We start from the raw sequence: 17114 nt of genomic DNA, 5'->3' as shown, positions 1-17114 counted from the left end.
TTGGTGAAACCTGCAATAATTTGTAGTATTATGTAGTTGAGATAATAAGGAATAATTCACCATTGATGTTGAGGAGATAATATGAAAATACTAGAAAAAAATCTTGAGATTCTGAACAGCCTCACTTACGATAACCTGACGAAAACTTTAAAAAAGCTGAACAAACGAATTCATATTAAGCTGTATGCGCTAGTATATGACAATAATCAAGCTTTGGTTGAGAGAATCCGTATTAAAAAGACTGTTTCTAATGGGGAAAACATACTTTCGACATCTCAGGATCAGCTACAAACAATAATGAATGTTTTTGCGGAGCTTAAAATCGATACTGCGGATGCTGGCGATACCTATGAATCTATTAAAGATTATGTGAACAAAGTTTGGTACAAGCAGCAGCTAAAGTCAGAATTAATTCATAGCGAAGTTACCTCAGCGTCTACTCCTGCTGATTCCAAGGGGCAGACATTAAGCGTTAAAAATCAAGTTAACGATAACCGTTTGCTATACGTGAATCAATTCCCTTTTCATGTTAATCAAACTTCTTATTCTGTCGTGTACATACTAGAAATGCGAAATATTGAGCACGAGACCCGGAAGCTGTTTTACACAAAGCCAGAAATCTCTTTTTTGAGAATGGCATTGGACTATTTCTTCAGAGACTATTTTGCGACAACCACTAATGGGGTTGAGATAAATAAAGACGATACGATTACGCGAAAATACAACGAGGACAGCATCCAGTTCAACAGAAGGCTAACAAGGCTGTTTTTCGGGAAAATGCAAACATTACTCCAGAACAACACCAAATTTGATGATTTTGGAGATGAATTTGATAATGAGCAACGCAATGAATATTACGTCAATAGTTTGCTCGAAAAATTGGACGATATCTCTTGCCTGACTTATGAAAATGCCAGCCCCTTTGGTTCAATCTTATTCATTAATAAAGACATCATAGCGGAGCGGACATTAATTCACTTTACAATTACATTTACAGAAGAGGATCGCATACGATTAGAGGATGCTAAGCGGATACGAAAGTTGTTAGAGCTTACGAATGTGGATAAGGACTTGTATCTGATAGCAGATGAAAACGAAATATACGGTTTAGGCGAAGTGAACTGGAATATGCAAAGAGATGCACTAGCGCTGAGGTTCGATTTCACGGGACTGTCAAAATATAATTTCGTTCTTGTGCGGACAGAGGCTGAGCCTTTGAGTGGCGGCAAGCTCTTTATTCAAAATGACAAGAAGTATTATCGTTCTGATCTTAACTTCGTCGAGTTGAAGCTCGTATCCGTCAACTTCAAGGATCCCAGAATGGGAGAGGAAGGCTACAGTGCTGAGAAATTCACACACCTCTTAAAGAAGACATTTTGGGAAAACGATGCAGATGACCATCAGGTTAATCGAAAAATAGAAAGGCTCGAAAAAATTGTAAGCAAAGCCCGGGAGCAAAAGCACGGTACAATGGTGGTTATCACCGAAGAGTCGGTAGCCAAGCAAGAATTGAAATTGCTAAGTAAACAGTCAACGCTCATAGAGCCCGAAGTTATAAACTCAGAATATATCAAATTTTTAACGGCAATTGATGGTGCGATCTATTTCGACACGGATGGAAATTGCCGCGCCATTGGGGTGATTTTGGACGGCATAGCCAAGGAGGATGTTGGAGATGCTAGCCGAGGGGCAAGGTATAATTCCGCACACCGTTATTTGCATAAGCTAAAAGACGATAATGAAGAAGAAAAGAAATGCGTCATTGTCATCATTTCAGAGGATGGTATGGTAGATCTGATTCCGGAATCCGAGCACGAAGATATGCTGTTAGCGATAGCGGAATATATTATCGATACGATTAATGAAGAAAATCCTGATTCTGACAAGCTGGAAGGGAAGGAGAATTTTATTCTAAATTCCAAAATTGTCGACTGCGATTGGTTGTTTAACATTGCTGAAGAGTACGTTAATAATGGGAACTACGAAAGAGCGATCGATTTCTTCGAATATGGAAGAATACGAGCGGAAAACAGCTACATTCTTCCCCGAAATTATTATATGTTAGGGGATTGCTACAATGGTATAGAGAAATATGAAGATGCCATTAAGATTTATGAGACAGCTCTTAAAGCAGAAGGAAATGATAAAGTTAAATGTAATTATATGGGTAGAATAGGGATGAGCTACCGTTCGCATGCATTGCAATTGAATGAAGAGAATGAATTTAGAAAAGCAATAGAATGGATGTCCCAAGGGATTGAACTAGCAAAAACCTGCTCTTATAACTCGAAAGCTTTCTACAATAATAGAGGCTTATGTTACATGGAATTAAGCGATTTAAAGAAGAGTCAAAATAAAACAAACCTATTAGAACAAGCGATAGAGGAGTTTAATCAATCTATTTCAATAGAACACAATAATATATATTATTGGAACAGACATTTATCCTACAATAGACTAGGCCGTGCAAAGGAAAGTATCGAGGATTTAATTCAAGCCGAATTTATAGAACATACTGATCACTATATTGAAAACATAACTGTCTTTTTAAAGAAACAGCCAAGTATTATTACTGAAGCGATCGAGTTTTATAAAAGGCTATGTGAACAAGAAGAAGGGCCGCCACAGCTGGCTGAATTGCTTAATAAGTATATGGCGAAGAGTGAAGCAACCAAACAGGCTGAAGCTGCAGCAGGTGAAGAATCTGATGTGGACAAAAACAAGAAATAAGGAACTTCATATAGGATTGTTAACTTGATTTTTTTGAAAGAAGCGCACAGAGTCATTCCATGCAAAATAAAGGGAGCCTAGTTTAGCTGAGACGTAGCTACATTAGGCTCCCTTTTTATCGTTTAGCGACTGCGATCTTACATCTCGTTTTAAACTAACGATGCCAAATCAATCGAAAGCTGATGGACCGGCCGTTGAACTTGAGCTTCCAACTGATAGAGAAATGAAGGGCGAGGTTCCTCTAAAAGCTGCTTGCAGATTAACCTGTCATTGTGAAACTCTTGCAAACGCATGGATAATATTCGTGGTGTGATACCGTCCAGCGATTGACGAATTTCTTGAAATCGGCCGTGTTCAAAGCTTAGTGTCAGCAGGATTGGCATCCCCCATGTCTTGTCGGAAAGCCTTCCGTGCCCAATCTGCTCTTCACTTAGTTGAACAGCTCGGGCTGCTTGGCGGTGGAGCTGCCCTTTTTCTGTCAATACATACTCGGGCAAGAGTGGGTGTCGTCGTTCTTGTGGTGTAAGATGGATGAGTAAACCATCAGACACCATTTTCTTCAGATTAGCGCTAAGTCGAGAGGGGGCTATGTCAAGTTTGTTCTGAAGAGGTGTGAACCGTCCGCCTTTTTCGTCGAGCGATAACAGGATGGGAAGAGTCCATTGTCCGTCCAGCTCCCGACTCAATCTCAACACTCGTTCTTCTTTGTTCAAAGCTCAGTAATGGATTCAGCTAACATCAGATTATGCCCATCAGGATCCACAAATGTAGCTAATTTGACCATGTCAGGAATATGTTCTACCTCTCCAATAAATGACACGCCTTTCTCCTCCAACTGCTTCATTGCTTCTTCAATATTATGTACTTCAAATACAGTTGAAGAAGTTGAGGCTTCAACCGCCTCTGCCTCTGAAAATCCAAGAACACAATCCTGGGTATTGGTATTCACCATTGCCATCCCGCTTGACGAATCATGAAAAATGACCTCAAAACTAAGTTTCTCTGAATAGAATTTCAACGTTTGCTCTAAGTTCGTCACACTGTACCATACGGTTAAGCCTGTTTTGTACATGGAAAATCCTCCTTTGTTAAGTAAGGTTACCTCTTTACTACCGATAATATACTACATATACTATCGGTAGTAAAGAGGTGGAGCGTACTGATTTTGTTGATTGGTTAGCTATGGAAAGTGGTATTATAAAGTTCGCTATAGAGAGATGTCCCAAATTCGATGGTTTGATTGTTGTATATACGAAAACAGGTTGATACGAGAAAGGGGGAACGAAGTGGAACCCGCGGAGGTGGAACAGCTCGTACGAGCGGTAAAGGCAGGAAACCGGAAACAGTATGGACCACTGGTTCAACAATACCAGCAGCGCATCTATCGCTACTGCTTCCATATGCTCGGTCAGTTGCAGGAAGCGGAGGATGTGACGCAGGATGTATTTGTCAAAGGGCTGGAGAGGCTGGGGCAATATCGTGAGAACACCTCTTACGAGGCATGGCTGTATCGCATCGCGTATCATGAATGCTTGAACAAGCTGAAGCGAATGCAGACCTATTCTCGGCTCCTCCGCATATTTAGCCGGACAGTGCCCGTGATGCATATCGATCAAGCAGCAGGAGGAGTAGAGTACAATGCTGAACTATGTGAGGCGCTGCTGCGGCTGCGTCCCGTGGATCGGCATATTATTTTACAGCGTATTGTGGAGGAGAGACCGTTCGAAGAGATTGCCCAGCAGCTGGATATGAGCTATGCGGCAGTGCGAAAACGTTATGAGCGGGCGAAAAATCAATTGAAGCGGGATTTGATCCAAAAGGAGGAAGCAGCGGATGAGCGGCGGTTTTCATACTGATGAATTGGAACTGAAGAAGAGATTTAATGAAACCAGGTTGCCTCACATTCATTTGGAGGCCCGAGTGCTTGCGCAAACGGGAGAAACAACAATTGAAAACAAGAAGAAGCCAATCTATCGCAACAGGTTGCTTGCTGCGGTTTATTCCTTTATCGCTGCGGCTCTTCTGCTCGGCGGGCTGTCTATCTTCCCGGCTTCGGCAGAGCATATCAGAAAATTACCGGGTGTAGGCAAGCTGTTTGAGGGTAATATTTTTTCATTCGCGGGCGATACCGGCATTGCGAGTAGCCCTGATGCAGGACTTATTAACAAGGAAGCGAGCGACCAAGGGGTTACGATAAAGCTGCAGGATGTCATCTACGATGGCGCAAGACTGTCTATCGGGTATGAAATTCATGCTGAACAGCCCGATAATCTTATGTTTTTAGGCGAAGTTGCTGTGGCGATTAACGGAGTGCGGCATTCAGAGATTACATATAGTGCGAAGCCGCATCGTATCAATGCCAATCAATCTATTGGCATTATGACTTTCGATATCGGTGATGATACCGAGCCAATGGACAGCTTCGAGATGGATCTTACGATCCGTGAAGTGACAGGCTTTAAGTCGGAATACTCCGCTGAGCAAAATGGGGTAGCGGGCGAATGGAACTTCAGCTTTGCTGTCACCAACCATGAATCGGAAGATAGCCGCTACCACTCCCTTGCAGACGGATTTACCGCAGCGTCCAAGAACAGGAAGCTTCAACTAACCGGCTACCTCCTTACAGCGCAAACGACAAAGCTTGATTTTCGCATGGTCGGCAGTACGAATGGGCTAGACTTTCAGCTCAGGGACGATCAGGGTATGCTGATCGAAAAGCTAGATACGAGGTTTAGAACGGATAATAATGGGATGACGAGTGGAACCGTCCGTTTCGTTCCTCTTCCTAACGGTACGAAGGAAGTGAGCATAACTCCATACATTTCACTTGCAGGGAAAGGAGACAGTAAGAAAATATCAGAGAATGTAAGCGACTCATTTCCTATTGTTTTATCACAAGGGGATATCGGAGAAGTTATGGTGAAAGACATCATTTTTCATAACGATAAGACTCTGATTTACTATGAGGTGAAAGGCAAGGACCCTTATAACCAGTTAACCTCATTATGGTTGGAAACGGCTGACGGTGAAAGGATCATTATCGATAATGGGAAGCGATCCCGAATAAGCGACAATACCTATGATTATGTGCTGGAGTATCCCGCACTTGATTCGCATAAGCAATACGTGGCTGCTACAATGACCAGAGAGGATATTCAATTGCTGGACGAGTTGACTGTAAAACTTATGATAAATGAGTAAATAGAGAGACTGAAGCGGGAAGGAATATAGAAAGGGGAAGGATATACATGCTATAATTAGATTTATTTTACTGGAAGGTGCGAAGCGACATGAGAGGGAGCGCAATCACCGCAGGAATCCTGTTCCTTTTGTTGATTTTCGTGACTGCTTGCACGGGGCATGATCCCAATCGAGGATTGTCGCTCATCAAGGAAACGGACCATAGCCGATTCTTTAGTCCGGAGGAGCATGCTGGAGATGGGGACGCAATATCTAAGCTGGCAGAAGCATTCGAAGCCAATTACTCTCGAATAACGAACTTTTTTCAATATGAATCTGCGGACAAGATGAGCATCCACGTATATACGAATAAAGCTGATTTTCAGAAAATGATAGGTCGGGATACGGAAGGGACTTACGTAGCCTCAGAAAATATCATTAAAGTGTATACGCCTGCAAATCTAACTTCTCCAGAAGCCGAAGCTCTATTTACCGATCAAGTCGTTCATGAATTTGTTCATGCGGTCATTCAAAGCATCAATCCTGATGTTGGCAGGGTAAAATGGCTTGATGAAGGCATCGCCTATTATGCGTCGGGACAGCTTGAAAAGGAGCTTCAAATGAAGACAGTCTTCTATGACCAGCCTACATTTGAGCAGTTTTCAAGTCCCAACTATTTCGAAAATGCGGGTGGCAGAGCCTACTTCTATAGCGGAACAATCATTCAATACATTATAGATCAATATGGGATAGATGCATTAAACGAAATGATTCGGAATCCTGAACAGAAGCAACTGGAGCGGGTGCTGAATACGACGATTAATCAATTGTTTATAGATTGGACAGTCTATTTGCTAAAGGTTGAGCAATAAGAGAAAAAGCAGTCCTTCCTAAGAACAGGATAGACTGCTTTTGTTTTTGTAGGACTCCCTAGCTAGATTTTATTTAGATGCAGCATTTTGAAGCAACTGAATGATAGAGGCATCTTCAGCCTGTTTGGCATAATCCAGCGCTTTTGCATCTTGAGGATTTGCGCCGTATGTAAGCAACAGCTCGATGATCTCTTTATTAGGCCTCTTCACAGTTTTTTGAACGATTTGACCATTGACTTCACCAAGTCCAAACAGCTCCATACAGGCATAGGCCAGTGCGCTTAATGGACCGAAGCCTGGGTGTTGGTACGTAATATTAGCATTTGCACCATAGTCTAAAAGCAGCTTCACCATGTCGGGGTATCCTTTTGGATCACCTGTATGATTAAAAATGGCTTCAAACAAAGCGGGGGAACCCGTTTCGCTTCTTGTTTCAATTCGCGCACCCGCATCCAATAAAGCTTTTACAGTGGCAGTATGTCCAACGCTTACCGGACCTCTGATGGCTAGGGATAAGTCGGCTATTTTGCCAAGTTTGTTGACATCGGCCCCGTGTTCCAACAAAATGCTGATCAATTCAAGATCCTGTTCCTCGGTAGCATTTAATCGTTTATTGTCTTTGTCAAAGAATTGAAGCTCCGGCGTTACGGCATAGAACAAATCCGAGGCAGAATGCTGCTTTACGCGAAGATGCTTATACTTAATGTAGTCATGATATGAAGTATACATTTGACCCTTTTTATTATGGGAGGCAATGCCCCGCCAATCGTTGCCTATTTGATGCTGAGGAAATATGGTAAAGTGACTGGATTCAAAGCTTTTATGAAGATCGCTTTTGATGTAAAAAAACCATTTGCGGTGTATATCCTCGTTTTCATATTAATAGCTGCGTACTTTGGAATACCTGCACTTATGGGTAGCATTACATATGATTTTCCGATCTATATAGCCGTTCTGTCTATCCCTGTGCTGATTATTGGGGGAGGATTAGAGGAGCTGGGCTGGCGGTACATTCTGCAGCCTTTTTTGGAAACGCGCTTTAGCTCTATCACGTCGGCTCTGCTAACATCCTGCATCTGGGCACTCTGGCATTTGCCGCTGTTTTTCATTCCCGGCACAAGTCAATTCAACTGGAGCTTTGGACTATTTTGTATTTCGATAGTGGGCATGTCGTTCGCTCTTGCCGTCATCTATCGGATTAGCAGAAGCATATGGCTGTGTATTTTTTCCACACATTAATTAATGCGTTCTCTGCTTCTTGGGTAATGGATGAGAACGTAACAAAAGCAAAGAGTATATGAAGCGAGGAAGGTCAATGAAGACAGGGGATCGTCCCAATATTCATGAACTGGCTGTTTATACTGTACGAGTGAATACGGTTCTGGATTATATCCACGAACATCTGGACGAGTCGCTATCCTTAGAGCGGCTTGCCGAGATTGCTGGATTCTCACCCTATCATTTTCATCGAATATTTAAGCTGATCGTGAAAGAGACTCTCAATAGGTATGTGAGCCGAGTTCGTATCGAAAAAGCCTCCAGGCACCTTATTTTCCATGAAAACATGTCGCTTACTGAGATTGGATTGGAATGCGGCTACTCGTCCATAGCGGGGTTCTCTCGATCGTTCAAAATATTTTACGGTATGACCCCTACCTGCTACCGTCAACGGTTTCATCTGTTCAAGCCCCGAGCCGCCACAATGGCGGAGGAGCGATTTAGGCTCAAGATGCAGGCGGATTCCTATTCCTCCAGGGATATAGATAACATGATCGCTTGGGCACTCGACTATATTCATAAGGTCCGAATTATCCATATGGTTCCGGTCAAAGTGCTTGCCGTGCGTCATAGCGGTATATCCGATAAGGGATTGAGCAGGGAGCTGTCACATGCCTTTGACGAGGCTTATCGACAGGCTCATCATCATGGCTTGCTCCACTCCGAGCCGGAGATGATTGGTATGTCATACGACGATCCCTACATAACTCCACAACCCTTATGCCGATATGATGCCTGCGTGACTCTTTCGCCTCATGCGGAGTCGAGGGACGGTCTGGACATTGCAGTCTTGCCCGGCGGCAAGTATGCCGTAATAGATGTTAGAGGAAGCATTCCTCTCTTCTGGCTGCTCTGTGAATTGCTTGTTCAATATTGGCTGCCGCAGAGCGGATATGTGCTGGACAATCGTCCTGTCATTGAAAAGCATCTTAACAATCCGCTTACAGATCCCGAACGTCATTATCGCGGGCAATGGTGCCTGCCAATTAAGAGCAAATAGTTTGTTTGTTGCATAATAGCAAGATTCGTTAAACGATGGGGAATGGGTTTGTTTAAAATAGGTGCAGGGAAATTTTCCCGAATTCATAGATAGGGGGATTACAAATGACAACTTTTGTGCTGCCTCCATTATATTTTGATGGATCGGTTGTCGACGTGCTTTGGGATAATCATGAAGAGGCCATTCGTTGGTATGAGCGATTTATGATGTGGGAAGTAGGTCAACAGGAGAACTGGAAGCCTGATCCTAGATGCACACATGGCAAAATGACTCGATTGAACTGGGGCACTTGGTTGATCTCCAGCTTGTCGTCCGTAAGATTGCCCCATCATTTTGCCGAACGCGGGACGGTAGAGTCCAACATTCGATTGTGCTGGAGGACAAAAAACCTCAAGCGGCTTCATAGTCACTATCAATCAAACGGAGTTCGGGTTACTGCTATTTATAAAGGGCCTGGCCACACGTCTTATTTTGACTTCTGGGCAACAGGCGAGGGCATTCGATTTACGGCTCAGGAGGACAAAGGTATACAGGAGGAGGGATTCGTCCACTCTTGGATTCGAATAGGCGTTAGTAATCTGTCCGCATCAGTCCAGTGGTACTGCAGTTACTTGGGGATGGAGGTGGAGAACGACTCCAGCCAAGATGGTTATGCCATCATGAGCCTTCGTCTCAACCATCAGCCCAATCATAAGTCCTTATGGGTATTGGAACAAGTAACGGATGATGCCTACATAGGCAAGGTAGATGGTCCTGTTCGGCCAGTTTGCTGGGTTGGTGATCGGGAAGCGTTTTTCCATTACCGTACTTTCTTATCCGAAAGCGGTATTGAAACCTCGGATGTAGGCGGATTTTTAACCAGAGGGTTGGTCAGCTTTCATGCGTATGATCCTGACGGCAATCGGCTCAATTTCAGCAGTATGTAACTATATTGTTAAAAGAAATTCATGTTGAGCTTAAAGCCTGCACAATTATAATGGTGCAGGCCGTTTTTTCATGCTTCAATGGGAATCGCGGGCGGATTTATTTTAGTTCACCTAAAAAGCGGTTTTTGGAAATGTGGTGTAACTTTTTCATTTCTGAGACGTGAGTATAACAGAGAATGGCGCCATCAGCTTGCAGAAAAGGGGGATGCACGGTCGAGACACACGCACTGGATCATATTTATCGTCAATATGGACAAGATTTGTACCGCTATCTATGCTCACTCGCCGCCAGCCCCCAGGTGGCCGAGGATCTGATGCAGGATACTTTTTACAAAGCCTATGTCTATCTGGACAGCTATGACAATGAACGAATCAAACCTTGGCTATTTAAAGTCGCTTATCACGCCTTTATCGACTGGCAGCGCAAGGAGCGGCGAAGCACGCCCTTTGAGCCTGAATGGATGGAGCAGAGGGTTGCCTCCAGCGAGACGGCACGGAGCGCCGAGCAAGAGGTGCTGGCGCGTGAAGCGGAAGAGAGTTGGATGAGCCTGCTGGGCAGGCTCGCGATGAACAAGCGGCATGTCGTACTGCTGCGCGACCATTATCAGCTATCCTACCAGGAGATTGCCGATATTACAGGCTTGTCGATCTCCAGTGTCAAAATAAACATTCATCGCGGACGCGAGGAACTGCGGCGTCTGATCCAGCACATTTACGGAGGAGGGGATGACCTATGACCAAGCGATTATGTAAAGAGATGGAGCCGCTCTGGGATCGATACCTGAGAGGAGAATGTACACCGGAGGAAGAGCGTCTGGCCGAAGCGCATCTGGAGCAATGTCCGACGTGCCAGGAAAGACTGGACGGGGCCATGGCTGGCCAAACGCCGCTAGTTCCTTCGATGCCGTCTGAACCGGCTGCCCCATCAGCTGGCAAGCAGCAGCGTTGGATGAGAAGAGCCAAGTGGAGGAATCGTGTAAGCACGGCAGTTAATCTGCTTTGCGCATTTATCTTGCTGTCCATCCTCTCCGGTATCGCGACCGGGTTGCTCTATGGCGTAGGCGGTTCATCGAGTACCAACGATCGATTGCCCCGAGTATTGGGAACAGCCGTCGGCATGACCGTGCCCAATCTGAATGTGGAGAGCGGTGTAGTCAACACGGGCTTTTACTTCAATCTCTCGATGAATTATAAGATGAGTAAGAGAGTTGGATATGGAAATGAGCTGCTGGGCAACTTGCGCGGGGAGATGCGATTCAATTTGCTCAATGTGAAGCGGGAATGGTTCGCTGGAGGACATCAGAGTTCCCTATACTTTGCCTATCCCGATGCTAAACAGACGGTTACAGAAGAGAAACGACAAAATCAAGGGATTTCAGATGACGGTGTATGGAAAGCTCTGGAGATGCTTCCGGAAGGCACAGTGTCAGAACTGGCCATCTCGCTGGATGCGACTTATTCGCTGGAAGAAATCTATGCCATGTTCAACAATTATGACATGGATGTTGTCTGGTATGCGTTCGATACCGGGCTTGAGCAGACGAGTGAGAAGAGAGGCAACGTACTATCTGGATGGAGCGGGGAGTTATGGGGCATGAGTGACAGCCTAATGCTCCAGTATGTTAAACGTAACGGGCTGCAAGTATGGGGCGATGGCCCAGCCAAGGAGCAGGCCTTCCTGCAGGGTCTTAAAGAACTGCAAAAGCATGAACGCTGGGTCCTCAAAATGGTTTACACCGATCCCAAGCTTCAGGAACGCATCGATTATGTAAGCGAGCATGGAGCCAGAAGCTACGGTCTTGTTGTTACTGGTCCTACAAAAGAGTTGCTTAAACTGCGGGAGCATGAGCATGTCACGCGTCCTGCTCTAGGTGAGACTGATTGGTGGAACTGGTACCGGCCAAACTATAGCAGCGTGCATTATTAGTCTATAGGAGAACATTCGTGTTCATGGATGCTACCATCCGCTTAAGCGTATAACGGCAGTCGAACCTAAGCGTTCGGTTGTCGTTTTCTATAGGTTCCGCCTGTCCTTTAGTCCAAAGCATACTGGGCTCATGGCCGGGGGCAAAACTAGGCCTTAGTATGTTCTGATGGGATTGAAGGAGTTGCTATACTTCTACATGGCAATACATACTTTGATCAGAAGGGGCTACAACCATGAGAACAAACTTTAGCAGCACCCCTGCCATAGGGTTAAATGAGGAGAAGGAGCGCATTCGCTTGGCGAGGCGGGGGCTTCTCGTATTTTTCGCCCTGCTCGTTCCGCTTACGGTACTTGGCTATGTGCTTGCGATGAAAATCGAGATCTTTATTCTGCTCTTGATGTGGGCACCGGGCTTGGCTTCTATCTTCACCAGATTGGTATTGCACGAGGGTTTTAAGGATATTTCTTTGCGGTTCGGAGGGCGGCGAACGCTGAAGACATGGCCCGTCATTCTTTTGCTTCCTATCGTAATTGGACTGATCGCTTACGGCTTAGCCTGGATAACAGGGCTAGTGGATTATGTCACGCCGGACACGCTCATGAAGGCTCATCCAGCGGTTATCTTTTTAGGAGTCTTGCTCTTGCAACTGGTTGTAGGCTCGTTGGAAGGTTTGATCGGCGGCGCCGGAGAGGAGATCGGCTGGCGGGGTTATATGCTGACACGGATGATCGATGCCAAGATTCCGAACCCGATGCTGATCAGCGGGATCATCTGGGGAGTATGGCATCTGCCGGTCATGATATTCGGAGCCTATTATTCCGGCCCGATCCTCGCTTTATCCATTGTGTTATTTATGATATCGGTGACCTCCTTTAGTTGCATTCTTGGGCGTTTGCGTCTCACGACCGGCAGCGTATGGCCTGCGATCTTCCTGCATGCGACGTGGAATGCCGTCATTCAAGATGTCTTCGACGCTTTCTCCAAGGGCGAGAATGCGCTGCTTTGGACAGGAGAATCCGGAATATTTGTAGCGCTTGCCTTGCTTGGAGCGGCATTGTTTATGGCAAGGAAACCGATGAATGTGAGGCAATTGTAGACAAACCGGACACGAGAAACTGCACTTCGATTGCTGAAGGCTTGATTGGCAATTGAAGCTGCCGTTTTTGATATGGAATGTTCTGTAGTATGATCGAGTGGGCGGGAAACCGGGAACAACTGCTTCATATATCAGATCGTGTTGCCGATACAACATTACGTATAACGTTAGAAGGCAATCCTTTGCTGAGAGGAGAGAGAAGATGTATTCTCAGTTCATTTTATTAGCGGTTATTATGATTTTTGTAATCGGCCGATTGATTGGGACCAAGATCAGTTTTAAGAAACAAGTGATGGCCTCGCTGCTTAGTGTCATCGTAACGTCTACGGTCTACTATTATGGGTACATGCCAATTTACGAGGCCGATGAATTCGGAGTGGCCGGATGGCTGTGGCTGCTTAGCATGGTGATTGTCTCGCTCCTCTTTTATTTATTTTTCGAGATGTTCGATCCCCTTCCGATCGGGGAGAGGGGAGAGCGGCTTGCCGATACCCAAAATCCGTTCAAACGACTATCTGCCTGGTGGAATCGGCAGCGTAGATACGTCCAGGTGCTGATTATCGCAATTCGATACGGCGTAGGCAAAAATTTGGCGCTCAAGCGAACCCCTGCTTCGGATCAAAAGCTGGCGGTATCGCTCCGCAAAACCCTTGAGGCTTGCGGCGGGTTTTTCATTAAATTCGGTCAGGTGCTATCGACGCGCTCGGATCTCTTGCCTCCGGCCATCGTGGAAGAGTTGTCGCATTTGCAAGAGAATGTCGTCCGTCTAACGACGGCTCAAGTGGAAGACCTATTGACCAAGGAGCTGGATCGTCCCAAAGATGAAATCTTCGAGACATTTGAGATGGAGCCGCTTGCTGCGGCGTCGATTGGACAAGTCCATCGCGCTACTTTGCGCGAGGGCAGGAAGCAAGTAGTCGTCAAGCTGCTTCGTCCGGATATATCTTCTAAGCTACAGCGCGATCTGGATATTCTGGTCCGTTTCGCAGCCTGGGCGGCGGGCAAATCCGCCTGGGCCAGAAATATCGGCTTCCTTGAGCTGGCAAAGGGATTTTCTGCAGCTATGAAAGAAGAGACCGATTTTCGAATTGAGGCCCGTAATTTCGCACAAGTGACGGCATCGCTCGTGAATAGTCCTTCTAAAGTGAAAATCCCGCATGTATACCGCGAACATAGCAATGCGAAGGTGCTTGTGATGGAATATATGGAGGGGGCAAGCGTTAAGAGCGGTACTGCCATATTGGATGAACGTGGCATAGATCGCTTAGAAGTCCAGAGGCGAATCTTCGATTGCATGCTGGAACAAATCTTTTTCAAAGGCATCTTTCATGCCGATCCTCATCCCGGCAACGTCTATATTCTGAGTGACGGAACGCCAGCTCTGCTTGACTTTGGCTCGGTTGGGCGGCTGGGAACGCTACAGCTTGATGCGCTGAAGCGATTGCTAATCGGGTTTGAGAAACGAAGCCCTTATATGATCAAGGATGCGCTTCTGCAACTAGTGGAGACGAAGCAGGAGATTGATCAGGATGATCTGGAGCAAGCGCTCAGCCAACTGCTCGTTCAGACCGCTTATGATGCGTCGGGCGGCTCGGATGCGTTCATTCAAGGGCTGTTCCGTATGATCGGGGAGTTCGGACTATCGTTTTACCCGAATGTAGCAGGCGCGTTCCGCTCGCTCATTACGCTTGAGGGGACGATGATGCAGCTGAATCCATCCTTCAGCCTGATGGACGAATCGCGGCGTTTTGCGAGAGAGCATACTGCGCAATTTCTTCCGATCAGCTCCACCGCCGACTTGAAAGAGACAGCGACAAATGAACTGCTTGAATTGCTGCCCGTCATGCGCAGGCTGCCGCGGCGGCTCGATCATCTTGGCTCCATGCTGGAGAAGGGCGAGTTTTCCGTAAAAGTGGGCTTTTTCTCCGACAAGGCGAACACGTCCTTTGTGACTAAATGGATTTCGCAAGCGCTGCTTGCTTTTGTCGGAACGGCGTTCGGGGGAATTTCCATCGGGTTGTTGAGCTTGGGCGGGCGTTCCACGGGGGATGAATTCAATATGGTGACCATGTTCGGATATACGGGCATCTTAATTAGCGCAGTTCTGCTCATTCGTGTGGCCATTCATGCGGTGCGTCATTTGAAGCAAGTGAAGGATTAGAAGAGTAGAGGAAATGGACGGAATACTCCAGACAAAAACGGCCACTCCCTGTTTTGTAGTGGGAATGGCCGTTTTATTTTTACGTCAAGATTGGGTTCAAATGTTCAATTGCGATGGAACGGATGCGGTCGGATTCCGGAATGTGATCGTATAGAAGGGAGCCTTTGCCTCCTTTTTCTAGTTGCTGGATCATGGCTGCACTACGTTTCTTGCCGGTATCGATAAAGCGGAAGTCTATTTGCCGCAGACTCTCCATATCCTTCAAGGGATCGAAGGCGTCTGCTTTGATGGCGGTATGGATATCCTTCAGACTAAGAACCTCAAGCTGCTTGGCCGTCCAGAGATTTTCAATGTCCTTTAACGCTTTCATATAGTCCAGCTCCAACTGCTTGAGCTTGTCCATCCCGGAGAAGTCGCACAAACGCTCAACCTTGGGCAACGATAGTTGAAGAAATACCAAGTTGCGAAGCTTTCCTAGTGCTGCGATATCCGTCAGATTGCGCACAACTGACAGTCTCAGTATACTGACATTGGATTCGGCTATCGCATCGAGTGGCCCCAACAAGTCACAGCTGTCGATGGACAGATACTTGATGAGCGGAAGTTCGTTTACGAAATTCAACTGCTCTACTGTGCAGTTGAGTACAAGCGTCTCCAGGCGAATGCACTCTGCAATCGGTGCTAGATCATTGAATTTTCCGTGCAGCTCAAGATAGTTTAGCTGCTTATAGTTTTGAATGAATGCCAGGTTAATCGCCTTTTTGGGCGAGCTTATGTTCAAAAATTGCATATGAGTCATCGCGCCCAGCAGGGTTAAATCTTGTTGTTCACGGAGGTCCAGTCGCAAAGCGGCTACGTGCTTCAAAGAAGCGAGTGTCTTCAGGAACTCCTCCGTGTAGCGGGTTTTCTGATCCATAGTTGAAATAAACAGAATCAGATCGGGCCGCTTGGCAAATACCTTCGTGTCCAGTTCAATCAAATCATCTATTGTGTCCGCGCCAACTCTGAAGCTTACGGTTGCCCGGTTTCGCAAATGATTAACAGCATGAATCATCTTCTCTGCATCCCAAGGAACTCCTTGTATAGAAGCATGCCAGATAGCACTCATAATCGGTCACCTCGTCTATTGATCAACATTTCCGCTAATTGTAAATCAATACGTATAGATGGAGAAGAAGTTTCCTCGTTGCCACTGCTATGTTGCTAATGAACTATGATTTGTGTTTATGATTGGAAGATATGCCTTGTGTATATAAGCTTGTTCAAATAAAAACGAAGTATAAGGAGATATGTATGAGATTTGAACGTGTTACGGCGGAGACGCTAGATACTGTCCTCGATATTGTCAATTCCAATCCGGCTTACAATACGATGGAAAATGATAACCCCTCCAGAACATTGGAAGAGGTTAAGAGTGAATTTCTGAACGAAGAGAGCGAAAGCTATTTCATTATCGAGGGCGATAAGCCAATAGGGCTTATCGATTTTCTAAGAAATAATCCAAGAGACAACTGCCCATGGCTCGGTCTGCTGATGATTCATGGCGATTATCATGCTTCTGGATATGGGAGAGAGGCGTACGCCTCTTTCGAAGAAACCTTTATCCATCAACAATTTCCTAAGCTGCGTATTGGCGTTTTTCACGATAACGTTAAAGCACTGGCCTTTTGGAAGTCATTCCACTTCCACCAATACGGAACTAGTTCTTGGAGAGGGAAGGGCGTTGATTGTTTGGAGAAACAATTAACGTAATGATAGATTGGACAGGAAAGACATCGCTTCAGATCTGAAGCGATGCCTTTTCTGCTGCGTGTTATACAAGACTGGAGTCGGATGAATGCTTTGCATATGAGCTAGCAATAAAATAGTGCAGACTACTCGGGGGCAAGGGAATAAGTCGGCCAGACCGCCTTAAAAGCGTCGTCCCCCTCTATAAAGGGAAT

Annotated in this window: 16 protein-coding genes; 12 read left to right on the top strand and 4 right to left on the bottom strand. The window is 45.8% G+C overall.

What is annotated here, in order from left to right; genetic code table 11:
- The first annotated feature begins 81 nt into the window (after window positions 1-81).
- A complete protein-coding gene (locus DX130_RS15875) occupies window positions 82-2730 on the top strand; it encodes a tetratricopeptide repeat protein (protein ID WP_116046983.1) in 2649 nt (882 codons plus the stop codon).
- Between the two features lie 149 nt (window positions 2731-2879).
- Here the strand turns inward: DX130_RS15875 and DX130_RS15870 are convergent, their stop codons facing one another.
- Together DX130_RS15870 and DX130_RS15865 are read right to left on the bottom strand one after the other, a co-directional pair.
- A complete protein-coding gene (locus tag DX130_RS15870) occupies window positions 2880-3416 on the bottom strand; it encodes a winged helix-turn-helix transcriptional regulator (protein ID WP_165861314.1) in 537 nt (178 codons plus the stop codon).
- Between the two features lie 23 nt (window positions 3417-3439).
- Window positions 3440-3802, bottom strand: coding sequence for a VOC family protein (locus DX130_RS15865; protein ID WP_116046979.1), 363 nt, complete (start codon window positions 3800-3802; stop codon window positions 3440-3442).
- A 214-nt stretch (window positions 3803-4016) separates the two neighbouring features.
- On the opposite strand from DX130_RS15865, the gene DX130_RS15860 reads away from it, so the two are divergent.
- The 3 genes from DX130_RS15860 (at window position 4017) to DX130_RS15850 (ending at window position 6782) form a co-directional block, all read left to right on the top strand.
- The gene (locus DX130_RS15860; protein ID WP_165861313.1) at window positions 4017-4586 is read left to right on the top strand and encodes an RNA polymerase sigma factor; all 570 of its coding nucleotides are present in this window, start codon (window positions 4017-4019) and stop codon (window positions 4584-4586) included.
- Window positions 4564-5931, top strand: a complete 1368-nt coding sequence (locus DX130_RS15855) for a DUF4179 domain-containing protein (protein WP_116046975.1) — start codon at window positions 4564-4566, stop codon at window positions 5929-5931. Before DX130_RS15860 ends, DX130_RS15855 begins: the two co-directional genes overlap by 23 nt.
- An 89-nt stretch (window positions 5932-6020) precedes the next feature.
- Window positions 6021-6782, top strand: a complete 762-nt coding sequence (locus DX130_RS15850) for a peptidase MA family metallohydrolase (RefSeq protein WP_116046973.1) — start codon at window positions 6021-6023, stop codon at window positions 6780-6782.
- Window positions 6783-6851: 69 nt separating this feature from the next.
- Here the strand turns inward: DX130_RS15850 and DX130_RS15845 are convergent, their stop codons facing one another.
- The gene (locus DX130_RS15845) at window positions 6852-7511 is read right to left on the bottom strand and encodes an ankyrin repeat domain-containing protein (protein ID WP_116046971.1); all 660 of its coding nucleotides are present in this window, start codon (window positions 7509-7511) and stop codon (window positions 6852-6854) included.
- 183 nt (window positions 7512-7694) lie between these two features.
- Between DX130_RS15845 and DX130_RS26495 the strand changes: the two genes are divergently transcribed.
- From DX130_RS26495 to DX130_RS15810, 7 genes are all read left to right on the top strand, one after another.
- Complete coding sequence (locus DX130_RS26495; RefSeq protein WP_165861312.1) at window positions 7695-8021, top strand: CPBP family intramembrane glutamic endopeptidase; 327 nt, start codon at window positions 7695-7697, stop codon at window positions 8019-8021.
- Window positions 8022-8097: 76 nt separating this feature from the next.
- Complete coding sequence (locus DX130_RS15835; protein ID WP_165861311.1) at window positions 8098-9060, top strand: AraC family transcriptional regulator; 963 nt, start codon at window positions 8098-8100, stop codon at window positions 9058-9060.
- A 104-nt stretch (window positions 9061-9164) separates the two neighbouring features.
- Window positions 9165-9986: a VOC family protein gene (locus DX130_RS15830; RefSeq protein ID WP_116046966.1), complete on the top strand. Its 822-nt coding sequence runs from the start codon at window positions 9165-9167 to the stop codon at window positions 9984-9986.
- Between the two features lie 176 nt (window positions 9987-10162).
- Window positions 10163-10723, top strand: a complete 561-nt coding sequence (locus tag DX130_RS15825; RefSeq protein ID WP_116046964.1) for a sigma-70 family RNA polymerase sigma factor — start codon at window positions 10163-10165, stop codon at window positions 10721-10723.
- Window positions 10720-11913, top strand: a complete 1194-nt coding sequence (locus tag DX130_RS15820; protein WP_116046962.1) for an anti sigma factor C-terminal domain-containing protein — start codon at window positions 10720-10722, stop codon at window positions 11911-11913. The genes DX130_RS15825 and DX130_RS15820 overlap by 4 nt, the downstream gene beginning before the upstream one ends.
- A 233-nt stretch (window positions 11914-12146) precedes the next feature.
- Window positions 12147-13010, top strand: a complete 864-nt coding sequence (locus DX130_RS15815; protein WP_116046961.1) for a type II CAAX endopeptidase family protein — start codon at window positions 12147-12149, stop codon at window positions 13008-13010.
- 202 nt (window positions 13011-13212) lie between these two features.
- On the top strand, window positions 13213-15171 hold the full coding sequence (locus DX130_RS15810; RefSeq protein ID WP_116046959.1) for an ABC1 kinase family protein: 1959 nt from the start codon (window positions 13213-13215) through the stop codon (window positions 15169-15171).
- Window positions 15172-15250: 79 nt separating this feature from the next.
- On the opposite strand, the gene DX130_RS15805 is transcribed toward DX130_RS15810, so the two are convergent.
- The gene (locus DX130_RS15805) at window positions 15251-16279 is read right to left on the bottom strand and encodes a leucine-rich repeat domain-containing protein (RefSeq protein ID WP_116046957.1); all 1029 of its coding nucleotides are present in this window, start codon (window positions 16277-16279) and stop codon (window positions 15251-15253) included.
- A 185-nt stretch (window positions 16280-16464) separates the two neighbouring features.
- Between DX130_RS15805 and DX130_RS15800 the strand changes: the two genes are divergently transcribed.
- A complete protein-coding gene (locus DX130_RS15800) occupies window positions 16465-16923 on the top strand; it encodes a GNAT family N-acetyltransferase (protein ID WP_116046956.1) in 459 nt (152 codons plus the stop codon).
- Window positions 16924-17114: the final 191 nt, after the last annotated feature.

The sequence above is a fragment of the Paenibacillus paeoniae genome (assembly GCF_003388735.1).
Taxonomy (GTDB): Bacteria; Bacillota; Bacilli; order Paenibacillales; family Paenibacillaceae; genus Pristimantibacillus; species Pristimantibacillus paeoniae.
The sequence above is the reverse complement of the archived record's forward strand: the minus strand, read 5'-3'. Positions and strand labels throughout refer to the sequence as shown.

What these genes read in the sequence shown, in the direction of transcription:
- DX130_RS15875 (WP_116046983.1), top strand. Translation starts at nt 82, where the DNA reads ATGAAAATACTAGAAAAAAATCTTGAGATTCTGAACAGCCTCACTTAC.
- DX130_RS15865 (WP_116046979.1), bottom strand. Translation starts at nt 3,802, where the DNA reads ATGTACAAAACAGGCTTAACCGTATGGTACAGTGTGACGAACTTAGAG.
- DX130_RS15855 (WP_116046975.1), top strand. Translation starts at nt 4,564, where the DNA reads ATGAGCGGCGGTTTTCATACTGATGAATTGGAACTGAAGAAGAGATTT.
- DX130_RS15850 (WP_116046973.1), top strand. Translation starts at nt 6,021, where the DNA reads ATGAGAGGGAGCGCAATCACCGCAGGAATCCTGTTCCTTTTGTTGATT.
- DX130_RS15845 (WP_116046971.1), bottom strand. Translation starts at nt 7,511, where the DNA reads ATGTATACTTCATATCATGACTACATTAAGTATAAGCATCTTCGCGTA.
- DX130_RS26495 (WP_165861312.1), top strand. Translation starts at nt 7,695, where the DNA reads ATGGGTAGCATTACATATGATTTTCCGATCTATATAGCCGTTCTGTCT.
- DX130_RS15835 (WP_165861311.1), top strand. Translation starts at nt 8,098, where the DNA reads ATGAAGACAGGGGATCGTCCCAATATTCATGAACTGGCTGTTTATACT.
- DX130_RS15830 (WP_116046966.1), top strand. Translation starts at nt 9,165, where the DNA reads ATGACAACTTTTGTGCTGCCTCCATTATATTTTGATGGATCGGTTGTC.
- DX130_RS15825 (WP_116046964.1), top strand. Translation starts at nt 10,163, where the DNA reads ATGGCGCCATCAGCTTGCAGAAAAGGGGGATGCACGGTCGAGACACAC.
- DX130_RS15820 (WP_116046962.1), top strand. Translation starts at nt 10,720, where the DNA reads ATGACCAAGCGATTATGTAAAGAGATGGAGCCGCTCTGGGATCGATAC.
- DX130_RS15815 (WP_116046961.1), top strand. Translation starts at nt 12,147, where the DNA reads ATGAGAACAAACTTTAGCAGCACCCCTGCCATAGGGTTAAATGAGGAG.
- DX130_RS15810 (WP_116046959.1), top strand. Translation starts at nt 13,213, where the DNA reads ATGTATTCTCAGTTCATTTTATTAGCGGTTATTATGATTTTTGTAATC.
- DX130_RS15805 (WP_116046957.1), bottom strand. Translation starts at nt 16,279, where the DNA reads ATGAGTGCTATCTGGCATGCTTCTATACAAGGAGTTCCTTGGGATGCA.
- DX130_RS15800 (WP_116046956.1), top strand. Translation starts at nt 16,465, where the DNA reads ATGAGATTTGAACGTGTTACGGCGGAGACGCTAGATACTGTCCTCGAT.